This is a genomic window from Mycobacterium sp. IDUB_36, assembly GCF_055419225.1.
The window spans coordinates 3,608,123-3,620,820 of record NZ_JBVAXH010000001.1; the positions used below are offsets into that span (position 1 = coordinate 3,608,123).

Genomic DNA, 12,698 nt, shown 5'->3' on the forward strand with positions numbered 1-12,698 from the left:
TCCTCTGATGGCGACGATTTACGACAGGGTCTCGGCGATGCCCGGCGACAAGCGGGACGCCCTGACGCAGCAATTCGACAAGGCGTCGCGAATCGCCGCCGCCGAGCCGATCGCGGTCGTGGGGATGGGCTGCCGCTTCCCCGGTGATGCCAACGGCCCCGAGGGCTACTGGGACTTCCTGACCAAGGGCGGCGACGGCATCAGCGAGATCCCGGCCGACCGCTGGAACGCCGACGAGTTCTACGACCCCGACCAGTTCGCGCCCGGTCGGATGTCGTCCAAGTGGGGCGGTTTCCTGTCCGACGTCTCCGGATTCGACGCCGACTACTTCGGCATCTCTCCGCGGGAGGCCGAGGCGATGGACCCCCAGCAGCGGTTGATGCTGGAAGTGGCCTATGAAGCACTCGAGCACGCCGGTATCGCCACCGAAGATCTGTCCGGTGTCCGCGCCGCGGTGCTGATGGGCGTGTATTACGGGGAATACCAGACGATTTCGGCGGCCAACCCGGACGCCATCGACGCCTACTCCGCGACCGGCAACGCGCACGCCGTCGCCGTCGGGCGTATCGCGTATCTGCTGGGGCTGCGCGGGCCGGCCGTCGCCATCGACTCCGCCTGCTCGTCATCGCTGGTGACGATCCACCTGGCCTGCCAGAGCCTGCGGCTACGGGAGAGCGATCTGGCACTGGCCGGCGGGGTCAGCCTGATCCTGCGGCCCGAGACCCAGATCGCGATGGCCAAGTGGGGCATGCTGTCCCCGAACGGCCGGTGCTACTCCTTCGACTCCCGCGCCGACGGCTTCGTCCGCGGCGAAGGCTGCGGCGTGGTGGTGCTCAAGCGCCTGACCGACGCGGTGCGCGACGGAGACCGGGTGCTGGCGGTGGTGCGAGGTTCGGCGGTCAACCAGGACGGCCGCTCCAACGGCCTGACCGCACCCAACACCATTGCGCAGCAAGACGTCATCAAAGCCGCGCTGCGGAGCGCCGACGTGACCGCCGGCTCGGTGAACTACATCGAGGCACACGGCACCGGCACCGGGCTCGGCGATCCGATCGAATTCGAGGCGCTGGCCGACCAGTACGGCCGCGGCGAAGCCCAATGTGCATTGGGCGCAGTCAAATCCAACTTCGGTCACCTCGAGGCCGCCGCGGGTATCGCCGGCTTCATCAAGGCCGCCCTCTCCGTGCAGCGGGCGCAGGTGCCGCCGAACCTCAACTTCTCTCAGTGGAATCCGGCGATCGACCACAAATCCACCCGGCTTTTCGTGCCCACCGAGCCCATCCCGTGGCCGCTCGAGCAGGGCCCGCGCCGCGCGGCCATCTCGTCGTTCGGCATCGGCGGCACCAACGCCCACGTCGTCATCGAGCAAGGCCCGGAAACGGTTTCGGTCTCGAGCGTCGACGCCGCGCCACCGGTCACCACACTGACCGTCTCCGGCAAGAACGAGCAGCGGATCGCCTCGTGGGCAACCGCGCTGGCCGACTGGATGACCGGCCAGGGTGCCGAGGCGCCGCTGGCCGACATCGCGCACACGGTCAACCTGTACCGCAGCCGGCACAACAAGATCGCCACCGTCTCCGCGCGCGACCGCGCCGAGGTGGTGGCCGGGCTGCGGGCGCTGGCCGCGGGTCAGCCGACGCCGGGAGTCGTTGCCCCGCACGATGTCCCGCGCGGTAAGGGCACGGTGTTCCTGTATTCGGGTCAGGGTTCGCAGTGGGCGGGCATGGGCCGGCAGTTGTTGGCCGATGAGCCGGCGTTCGCTGCGGCGGTGGCTGAGCTGGAGCCGGATTTCGTTGCGCAGGTCGGCTTTTCGTTGCGCGAGGTGTTGCTGTCGGGTGAGCCGGTGGTCGGGATCGACCGGATTCAGCCGGTGCTGGTTGGTATGCAGTTGGCGTTGACGGCTTTGTGGCGGTCTTACGGAGTCGAGCCGGATGCGGTGATCGGTCACTCGATGGGTGAGGTGACTGCGGCGGTGGTGTCGGGTGCGTTGAGCCCGGCCGACGGGCTGAAAGTCATTGCGACGCGGTCGAAGTTGATGTCGCGGCTGTCCGGTCAGGGTGCGATGGCGCTGCTGGAACTGGGTGCCGCGGACGCCGAGAAGTTGGTCGGGCAGTACCCCGACATCACGGTCGCGGTGTACGCCGCACCCCAGCAGACGGTGATCGCCGGCCCGCCCGACCAGGTCGATGCGGCCATCGCGGTCGTGGACGGGCAGGGCAAGCTGGCCCGCCGCGTCGAGGTGGATGTGGCGTCGCATCACCCGACCGTCGACCCGATCCTGGCCGAGCTCAAGGACGCGCTGGCCGACTTGAAGCCGCAGACGCCGCGAATCCCGTTGATCAGCACGGTCGGTGAGAGCGGCGACGTGCCGAAGTTCGACGCCGAGTACTGGGTGGTGAACCTGCGTAACCCGGTGCGGTTCAGCCAGGCCGTCACCGAGGCCGCCAAAGCCCACTCCGCCTTCGTCGAAGTCAGCCCGCACCCGCTGCTCAGCCACGCCATCAACGGCACGCTGGAGTCGGCCAAGCCCCGTGGCGGTGCCCAGGTGTCGGGAACCCTGACCCGCGACAACCCCGAGACGCTGGCGTTCCACACCGCGCTGGCAACGGTTCGTCCGCCGTCGATTGCGGCCGCGCAGAACGTCAGCGGCCCAAAGAAACTCATCGATTTGCCGCCCACGCCGTGGCATCACGTCCGGTACTGGGCGGCGCCGACGGCGACCAACCGGCAGCCGGCCAGCGCCCACCCGCTGCTCGGCACGCACGTCGAGCTGCCGTCCGGTCGCGACCACGTCTTCACCGCCGACGTCGGGACCGACCTCGTGCCGTACATGCTCGACCACAAGGTGCACGGCCGGCCGGTCATGCCCGGTACCGGTTTCGGCGAGATCGCCTTGGCCGCGGCCAGTGCGGCGCTCGGCCTACCCGCCACGTCGGTGTCCGTCGGCGTCGAAGTCGAGCAGATGCTGCCACTCGGTCCCTCGACCCAACTCACCACCCAGCTCAGCCGTGGCGAGAAGGACGGCGACGAGATCCGCGTCGAAATCCACTCACGATCGGCCAGCGGTGCCTGGATTCGTCACGCCGTGGCGAAAGTCGAAGTGGGACAATCGCAATCACCGAGCGTGCCCGCCGCGTCCTCGGAGCCCGGCACCGTGCTCTCGCCCGCGGACCTCTATTCCGCGTTGCGTGCCACCGGTCTGCACCACGGGCAGGCGTTCGCCGCACTGACCCGCATCGTCCGGCGGCCCAATGGCACATCGGAGACCGAGATCGTCCTGCCCGACGAGGCGACCGGCCACCGCGGCTACCGCATCCATCCGGTGCTGCTGGACGCGGCGCTGCAGGGTCTGGCGGCCGCGCTGTCCAGCGAATCGTTGGCCGAAGCCGATGAGGCGACCTATCTTCCGGTGTCGTTCGAGAAGATCCGGGTGTTCGGTGAGGTGGGCCGTCGCGCCCGGTGCCGCGCCGAGCTGGTCAACCCCGGCGGTGACGGCGCCGGCATCAACGGCCGCGTCCTGATCACCGACGAGTCGGGCACACCCACCGCCGAGATCAGCGGCATCTACCTGCAGCGTGTCCAGCGCCGCAGCGTGCCACTGCCGTTGGAGCAGAAGATCTTCGACACCGAGTGGGTCGAGACCCCGGTCGACACCGCCGCGTCAGCGCCCGACGGCAGCTGGTTGGTGCTGACCGACGGCGCGGAGTCCGAAGCGGTTGCCAAGGAATTCACCGCCGCCTTCGCCGGCTCGACCCGTCGGGTGCTCAGTGCCGACCTGGGTCGTGAATCGGCGGTGCTGGAAGCATTCTCGCAAGTCGCTGGGGATGCCGACCTGCCGCCGGTGGGCGTGGTGGTGTTCGCTGCCCGCCAGTCGTTCGACGGCTCGGAGTCCGGTGACGCGCCCGGCCGCGGTCGCGACCTGACCTGGGGCGTCGCCTCGACGGTGCGGACGATCCTCACCGGGTGGCACGGCAAACCGCCACGGCTGTGGGTGGTTTCCCGCGACGGACTGGCCGTCGGCGACGGCGAGTCGGGCGACCCGTCGATCAGCGCGCTGAGTGGCCTGGTTCGCGTGCTGGCCTACGAGCACCCCGACTTCCGCACCACGCTGGTGGATCTCAGCGGCGACAGCGCCGCTCCGCTGGTCGGCGAGTTCGGACTGACCGGCGATGACGTGATCGCATGGCGGGGTGAAAAGCGTTACGCCAAGCGGCTTTCCCGCGCGACACTGGCCGCGGTCAAGACCGACGCCGCCGTTCGTCCGGACGGCTCCTACATCATCACCGGTGGTCTGCGCGGCCTCGGCCTGTTGATGGCACGCTGGCTGGTCGACAGCGGTGCCGGCCGCGTCGTGCTCAACGGCCGATCCGAGCCGTCCGACGAGGCTCGGGCCGCGGTCGAGGAACTGCAGCAGCGTGGGCAGGTTGCCGTCGTCCTCGGAGATATCGCCGCGCCCGGCGTCGCCGAGAAACTCGTCGATGCGGCCGAGGAGACCGGCCTGGTGCTGCGCGGCGTGATGCACAGCGCCGTGGTGCTCGACGACCAGATCGTCGCCGGCCTCAGCCAGGACAGCCTCGAGCGGGTGTGGGCACCGAAAGCCCATGGCGCGCTGCGCCTGCACGTCGCGACGGCCGGCAAGGAACTCGACTGGTGGCTCGGGTTCTCGTCGACGTCGTCACTGCTGGGCGCGCCGGGACAGGGTGCCTACGCCGCGGCCAGCGCCTGGCTGGACGGGCTGGTCGACTGGCGACGCGCATCGGGATTGCCCGCGACCACCATCAACTGGGGCCAGTGGTCCGACATCGGTGTGGCCCGGTCATTGACTTTCAGTGCGCTGGACCCCATTTCACCGGCCGAGGGCATCGAGGCGCTCGAAGCGATCCTGGCCGGCAACCCCACCAACATCGGGGTGGCCCGGCTGCGGCTGGACCGGGCGGCGGCCGCGTTCCCGGAGATCCAGCAGCTCGGCTTCTTCTCGAAGCTGGCCGAAGAACTGGACATCGACGACGAGGACGACGACTGGGCCGGCCCCGACGCGCTGCGCGAGCTGGACCCGGCCGAGGTGAGCCGGGTCGTGATCGGACGACTCGCCGCGCGCATCCTGGCGATCATGGGTTACCCCAAGGGGAGCACCCTCGACGCCGAGCAGCCGCTGACCGAACTGGGCATGGATTCGCTCATGGCGGTGCGAATCCGTAACACTGTTCGTGGCGACTTCGGTGTGGAACCGCCGGTGGCCCTGCTGTTGCAGGGCGCCTCGTTGACCGCGCTGACAACCGACTTGATCCGCCAGCTGGGCCTCGAGACCGACGACAAGGCCGACAGCGGCGGAGTGCGTGATCGAGCCAAGCAGCGTGCCGCAGCCCGGCAGCGAGCCGCGGCTCGGCGAAAGGTAGGAGATCGAGTGTGACCAGCAACAGCGAACTGCCGCCCAACGCGATCGCGGTGGTCGGCATGGCGGCCCGCTTGCCCGGCGCCAACACGCTGTCGGCATTCTGGGACAACCTGTGCCGTGGCGAGGAGTCGATCGTCACGCTGGCCGAAGACGACCTGCTGGCCGAGGGCATTCCCGAGAAGACCCTCTCGAACCACGCCTACGTCCGGCGCGCCGCACTGATGGACGGCATCGACGAATTCGACGCCGACTTCTTCGGATTCACTCCGCAGGCCGCGCGCTCGACGGACCCGCAGCACCGGCTGTTCCTGCAGACCGCGTTCCATGCGATCGAGGACGCCGGCTACGACCCGGCCGACATCGAGGGCACGGTGGGCGTCTACGCGACCAGCACCACCAGCGGCTACCTGTTGCACAACATCATGTCCAACCGGGACCCGAATGTGGTCATGGGACAAGGCATCACGTTCGACATGGTCGAACTGTCCATGCAGAACGACAAGGACTATCTGGCCACCAAGGTGGCCTACGCGCTGAATCTTCGCGGCCCCGCGCTCTCGGTGCAGACCGCCTGCTCGTCGGCGTTGGTCGCGGTGCACCTCGCCTGCCAGAGCATTCTCAACGGCGAGTGCGAGCTGGCGCTGGCCGGCGGTGCGTCACTGCGCATCCCGCATCACGTCGGCTATTGGTACGCCCCGGGTTCGATGGTGTCGCCGACCGGTCACTGCCGGCCGTTCGACGCGCGTTCCGACGGCACCATCTTCGGCAGCGGTGTCGGGGTGGTGGTGCTCAAGTCACTGCAGGACGCCGTCGACGACGGCGACCGGATCCACGCCGTGATCCGCGGTTCGGCGTTGAACAACGACGGCTCGACGAAGATGACCTACGCCGCCCCGACCGCGGCCGGTCAGGCCGACGTCATCGCCGAGGCACACGCGATCGCCGAGGTGGACTCCAGCGAGATCAGCTACATCGAGACCCACGGCACCGGCACCCCGCTGGGCGACCCGATTGAAATCGAAGGCCTGCGACAGGCTTTCGAGGTTTCCGAGGAGACCCGCTCCGGCCCGTGCTACGTCGGCTCGGTCAAATCCAACATCGGTCACCTGGAGTCCGCCTCCGGTATCGCCAGCCTGATCAAGGCAATCCTGTGCCTCAAGCACCGGGCCATCCCCGCAACCCTGCACTACACCAGCCCGAACCCCGAATTGCACCTCGACCGTGGACCTTTCAAGGTGCGCAGCGAATACGGCCCGTGGGAATGGGACGGCGTGCTGCGCGCCGGAGTCAGCTCGTTCGGTGTCGGTGGCACCAACGCGCACCTGGTGCTCGAAGAGGCCCCCGCCGTGGCGACACCGGCCTCGCCGGCCGTGTCGGGTCCGCAGGTGCTGCTGATGTCGGCGCGTAGTCCCGAAGCGCTCGAGCAGTCACGCAAGTCGCTGGCCGCCGAGATCTCCGGCGACGATGCGCTGAGCCTGGCCGACGTGGCCTACACGCTCGGCCGGCGCCGCAAAGAAAAGATCCGGATGGCCGCCGTCGTCAACGACGAGCAGCACGCCCGAACCGTGCTCGAGACGCTGGAGAACGACAACGTCGTCATCGGCGAATTCGCCGGCAGCGCCGACCATTCCGATCAGGTGGTCTTCCTGTTCCCCGGTCAGGGCGCGCAGCACATCGGGATGGCGCGCGGGCTCTACGACCACGAACCGGTGTTCGCCGAGCACTTCGACCAGTGCGCCACCGGGTTCGGCGACGAACTCGGCATCGACCTGCGGGCCGAGATCTTCGAGGGCACCGCCCGCAACCTGGAGCGCACCGACCGCACCCAGCCCGCGCTGTTCACCGTCGAGTACGCGTTGGCCAAGTTGGTCGAAAGTTACGGCGTCCAGCCCGCTGCGCTGGCCGGCCACAGCATCGGTGAATATGTCGCCGGCACCATCGCGGGGGTCTTCGACATCGAGACCGCTGTCAAGGTGGTGTCGATGCGTGCCCGCCTGATGCACGCCGCACCGCGCGGCGTGATGGTCGCGGTGGCGCTGAGTCCCGAGGCCGTCGCCGAATACCTGAACGGTGACGTCGACATCGCCGCGATCAACGAGCCCGGTGGCTGTGTCGTCGCCGGCTCCGAGGACGGTATCCGTCAGTTCAGCGAACGCCTCACCGAGAAGGGCATCGTCGCTCGCCGGGTCCGCACCTCACATGCGTTCCACTCGCGGCTGATGGACTCGATGATTCCGGAGTTCACCGGCTTCCTGTCCCGCCAGACGCTGCGCGAGCCGACGATTCCGTTGCTGTCCAACGTGACTGGAACCTGGCTGGCCGCCAGTGAGGCCACCAACCCGTCGACGTGGGCCCGTCAGGTGCGCTCGACGGTGCGGTTCTCCGACGAGGTCGACGTGTTGCTCGGCGAGCCGAACCGCATCCTGGTCGAGGTCGGCCCCGGTGGGACGTTGACGTCCTCGGCCGGCCGGCACCCCCGCTGGTCGAGTGGCCACCGCGCGGTGCGGTTGATGCGCCATCACGCGCAGAACCGCGACGACCGCGACGCTTTCCTGCTCGCGCTGGGTCAGCTCTGGTCGGCCGGCGTCGAGGTGGACTGGTCGCCGCTGCGTGGCGGACAGACCGGCAAGCTGATCACGTTGCCGGGATATCCCTTTGAGCGGCAACGGCATTGGATCGAGCACCGGACCAACGTGTGGACCGGTGATGCGGCAGCGACCAACGGTGCGGCCGGCGCGGCTGCGGCCGACGCCACCTCGGCCGCCAAGAGCGGCCAGTCGCCGATGGAGGCAGCGCTGCAGCGCATCTGGAGCCAGTGCCTGGGCCTGCCCACCGTCGAACGCAACGCGAACTTCTTCGAGCTGGGTGGCGATTCACTGGTCGCGATCAGCGTCGCGATGACGGCCTCCAACGAGGGCCTGGACCTCACCCCGCAGGATCTCTACGAGAACCAGACGGTCGCCGCGCTGGCCAGGGCGCTGACCGCCCGCTACACGGCAGGCGGCCTGGCCCGGCAGTCGCCCGGCGATGCGACGCATCCGCCGGTGCCGCCGAACATCTCGTACTTCCTCGAGCACGGCGTGCGTGAGCACGAGCAGTGGCGGGTCCCGCTGATCCTGCAGCTTCGCTCCGATGTGAAGGTCGAAGACATCTGCGCGGTGCTGACCGCGCTGCGCAACCACCACGAGGTGCTGCGGCTGCGACTGGTCGAGCGTGCGGGCACCTGGGAGCAGGTGATCGCCGATTCCGGCGACTTCGACGATCTGGCCACCCGCTCGCTGCCCGAGGACATCAAGCCGGGTACGCCGCAGGAACGCGACGCACTGCTGTCGACGCTGATCGACGTTGTGCGCCAACAGGATCCGTCCAACCCGCTGATCGCGACCTACGTCAGCGGAGTTCCGGGTGGCGCGTCCTACCTGGCGATCAGTGTGCGGGCCATCGTGGCCGACAACGCGTCGCGCGACATCCTGTTGACCGACATCTTCACCGCGTTCGGTCAACAGCTGGCCGGTGAAGAGATTGCGCTGCAACCGGTGACGACGCCGTGGACCGAATGGTCGCAGCGCTGTGCGGCTTTGGCGGTCCACCCGGCGGTCGTGGAGAGCCGGGAGTACTGGCTCGACACCGCAACCGCGTCGACCTTGAGGGTGGCGCGCGAGCAGACCGACGGGGCGCCGGGCCTGCCGGATCTGGCCCGCAGCGCGTCGGCGCTGACGGTCGCTGAGACCACCGAGATCGACGATGCCCGCCGCCGGCTCCGGGTGCCGATCGACGAGATGCTGTTGGCCGCACTGGGTCGCACGATCGCTCACCAGTTCGGCGACGGGACCATAGCCGTCGACGTCAACGGCGAGGGCCGGTCGGTGCTCAAGCCCGACGTCGATCTGCGCCGCACCGTCGGCTGGTTCAACACCATCTATCCGATCCCGCTCGCCTGCGCCGAGGACGACGGTGCCAAACAACAGCTCGACGACGTCCACACCACGCTGACCGCCGTCCCGCACTACGGAATCGGCTACGGGCTACTGCGTTACCTGTATGCCCCGACCGCGCGGCAACTCGGCGCAGCGGGTCCGGCCGACATCTACTTCTCCTACATCGGCACGATCCCCGATCTGCCGCCGCTGGGCGAGGACGTGGCGATCCGGTTCGACTCCGACACCGCATTGCCGGTACGAGAAGCGATTCCGGGACTAGGCCACGGCATCGAGTTGCGCGTCTTCCGCACCGCCGGTGTGCTGCATCTGGACTGGTGGTACGACATCCGCCGGATCGATGCGACCACCGTGCAGGCGCTTGCCGGCGGATTCTCCCGGAACCTGCTGGAGCTGATCCGGGAAGCGCTCGAAGCGGACGAGGTGGACTCCGGCAGTGACGAGATGGAACTCGTCGACCTGTCGTAGACCAAGCTAGAAAGGCACACGTGTTTCCATCGTCGGTCATTCGCAAGCTCGCGCTCAGTGAAGAGATGCTTGCCGAGACCCATAATTTCGTCGGTCTGTCCGCTCATCTCGAAGGTCCCATCGACGTCGACGCCCTGACTGACGCCTTCGACCTGCTGCTCGAGGCGCATCCGGTGCTCACCGCCCGGCTGGAGCGCGGCGCCGACGGTCGTCACGAACTGGTCGCCGACGACCTGATGCACTCCGGACTCGAAGTGCTGGAGGTCGATTCGTCGCGAATCGACAATCCGCCGCCGCACTTCGACCAGGGCGAGGCGCTGGTACATCTGCGGCTGTTCAACCGCGACGGGCAGGCGCACCCGACGCTCTACGTGCACCACGCGCTGGCCGACGGTCACCACATGTACGGGCTGATCGAGGAACTGCTGTCGTTCTACACCGATCTCGTCACCAACGGGAAGACCGGCCCGGTCACTGCGCAACCCGCGCCGGAGTCGATCGAGACCGTGCTGGCCGACCGGGGCATCCAAAAAGGGCCGCGCTCGGGCATCGAGAGGTTCATGCCGGCGCTGTTCGCCTACGACCTCCCGCCGTCCCGGCGGGGCGAGACCGGCGCCAAACCCGCGTCGCCCGTACGGGTTCCGATGGTGTCGTGCCGACTCAGCGAGGAACAGACGCTGTCCATCGTCGACCTGTGCCGTGCTGAGAAACTCGGTCTGCACTCGATGTTGTCCGCCGCGATCTTGATCGCGGAATGGCAGGTGCGCGGCCGGCTGAACATCCCGGTGCCGTTCATCTACACCGTCGACCTGCGCTACTTCCTGTCGCCGCCGGTGTCGGCGACCGGGTGCACCAACCCGGTCGGGCTGGGCACCTACCTCGCGGAGATCAACCACAAGACCACTGTGGTCGAACTCGCCCGCGACATCGCGGCGACGTTCAAGGGCGACCTGGACACCGGTGTGATCCAGCAGTCCCGGCTGCACTTCAGCCCGCAGTACGTGGGCAACGCACCGGGCATGCCCGACGTTGTGTTGTTGTCCGACAACGGTTTGGTGCCCCCGCTGCGCACGCCACCGGGTGTCGAGGTGACCGCCACCCACGGCGAGCTCTACTTCCAGGTGAGCGCCGGCATCGAGATCTACTTCACCCAGATCTACGCCGAACAGCTCAACGTCGAGTACCACTCGCACGGACCCGAGCCGGAGAAGTCGATCGAGGCGATCCGCGCGCTACTGGTCGAGGTCGCCGAGCAGCGCGCGAGCGTCAGCTGAGCGGTCCGTAGGCGTAGCGGTGGTACTGAAAGGTTCGGCGCAGCGGGGGCAGCGCACGGACCAACCGCCTTGCCAACCGGAAGGCCCCCGATGTGCGGTCGAACGTGCCGGCGTCGAAGAAGGTCACGCCGTCCACCAATCGGGCCCCCGACAGCCGGTCGAGAACATCGGACGGCTTGTTGACCGCCCAGTACAGCGTCGAGCCCGACTGTCGTTGCAGGCGATGGGTTTTCTGCGACCGGACGATCAGCGTGCTGTAGTAGTCGATGTCGATCTCGCCGGTCTTGAACCGGTCGATGACGTGCTGCAGCAGCTCCACACCGTCGTCCTCGGTCAGGTACATGCTGATGCCCTCGGCCAGCAGCAGCGTCGGCTTGTCGGCCGGGATCTGGTCCAGCCAGGACGGGTCGGTCGCCGGCGTGGCCACCAGATGGTAGTTCGGTCGGCTCGGAAAAACCTTCTCGCGCAATGCGATTACCGACGGAAAGTCGACGTCGTACCAGTCGACGCCGGGCCCGGGGTCCAGCCGGAACACCCGGCTGTCCAGACCGCAGCCGACGTGGATGACAGTGGCCTCGGGATGGGCGGCCAGGAACTCGGCGGCCCACACGTCGAATTGAGCGGTGCGCACGGTGACCAGCGGCGTCCAACGGTTCGCGACCTTGAGTGTGTCCCAGTCGTAGTCGATTCGGGCCACGGCGGCCTTGGCGAAGTCGTCACCCAGGATCGGCCGGTCCCAATCGGCGTCCAGTGCCTTGCAGTACAGCGTGGTCAGCATCGTCTGCGAAGGGCCGCTGAGGTCGATGGAAACTTTGTCGCTCACGGGGGTCAACCCTAATGGTGATCGCAAGCGCTGCGGAGCAGGGCGCAGCGGGTCACCCCTGTGACTACTGTTCAAGATGTCGATGATGGAGGAACGATGACGGATACGACCGCACGCCCGCCGCGGGTTCTGCTGCTGTACTACTCCTACACCGGGCAGGCGCACAAAGTCCTCGATGCCGCGGGCGAGGTCTTCCGCAGCCGGGGCTGCGAGGTGAGCGAAGCCGAGATCAAGTTCACCGACCCGAAGTACTCGCCGAAGTTCTCCCGCTTCCCGATGCGCCGGGTCTGGCCCGACATGCTCAGCGTGATCGGCGCCCAGAAGCGCAACGAGACCGGTGCCATCGAGACCCCCGATACCGTGCGCGACAGCGACTACGACCTGATCCTGATCGGTTCGCCAACCTGGTGGGACAACGTCAGCATGCCGCTGCGTTCTTTCTTGAAGTCCGATGAGGCCCGTAACTTGTTGTCGGGCAAGCCGTTTGCGGTGTTCGTGGTGTGCCGGACGTTCTGGCAGGCGAATCTCGAGGGGGTGCGTGAGCTTGCCGAGCAGCAGGGCGGCCGCTACGTCGACGAGATCCACTTCACCTATCCCGGTGACAATGTGCGGTCGATGCTGGCGCTGACCAGCTACCTCGGCACCGGGGAGTACCGCAAGAAATCCATGGGCGTCACCCTGCCGCCGACCAACGTCCAGCCCGAACAGCTGGAGCAAACCCGGGTCTTCGCCGGCCGCCTTGCCGACCGGTTGCTGGCCAAGAGCTCGGCGCTGCCGGGCCAGGAACCCGTTTAGGACCA

General features: G+C 67.9%; 5 protein-coding genes. 4 read left to right on the forward strand and 1 reads right to left on the reverse strand.

Features of this window, described 5'->3' with window-relative positions:
- The first annotated feature begins 7 nt into the window (after nucleotides 1-7).
- The 3 genes from ACZYW1_RS17860 to ACZYW1_RS17870 are packed head-to-tail and all read left to right on the forward strand — an operon-like array spanning nucleotide 8 to nucleotide 11,075.
- Nucleotides 8-5,410 carry a type I polyketide synthase gene (locus ACZYW1_RS17860; RefSeq protein ID WP_463787509.1) on the forward strand — a complete coding sequence of 1,801 codons (5,403 nt, stop codon included), beginning with the start codon at nucleotides 8-10 and terminating at the stop codon, nucleotides 5,408-5,410.
- Nucleotides 5,407-9,801 carry a type I polyketide synthase gene (locus ACZYW1_RS17865; RefSeq protein WP_463787510.1) on the forward strand — a complete coding sequence of 1,465 codons (4,395 nt, stop codon included), beginning with the start codon at nucleotides 5,407-5,409 and terminating at the stop codon, nucleotides 9,799-9,801. Before ACZYW1_RS17860 ends, ACZYW1_RS17865 begins: the two co-directional genes overlap by 4 nt.
- Nucleotides 9,802-9,821: 20 nt before the next feature.
- Nucleotides 9,822-11,075 carry a phthiocerol/phthiodiolone dimycocerosyl transferase family protein gene (locus ACZYW1_RS17870; RefSeq protein WP_463787511.1) on the forward strand — a complete coding sequence of 418 codons (1,254 nt, stop codon included), beginning with the start codon at nucleotides 9,822-9,824 and terminating at the stop codon, nucleotides 11,073-11,075.
- Here ACZYW1_RS17870 and ACZYW1_RS17875 read toward each other — a convergent pair.
- A complete protein-coding gene (locus ACZYW1_RS17875) occupies nucleotides 11,068-11,898 on the reverse strand; it encodes a class I SAM-dependent methyltransferase (protein ID WP_463787512.1) in 831 nt (276 codons plus the stop codon). The two genes, ACZYW1_RS17870 and ACZYW1_RS17875, sit on opposite strands and share 8 nt — an antisense overlap.
- Nucleotides 11,899-11,994: 96 nt before the next feature.
- On the opposite strand from ACZYW1_RS17875, the gene ACZYW1_RS17880 reads away from it, so the two are divergent.
- A complete protein-coding gene (locus ACZYW1_RS17880) occupies nucleotides 11,995-12,693 on the forward strand; it encodes a flavodoxin family protein (protein ID WP_463787513.1) in 699 nt (232 codons plus the stop codon).
- Nucleotides 12,694-12,698: the final 5 nt, after the last annotated feature.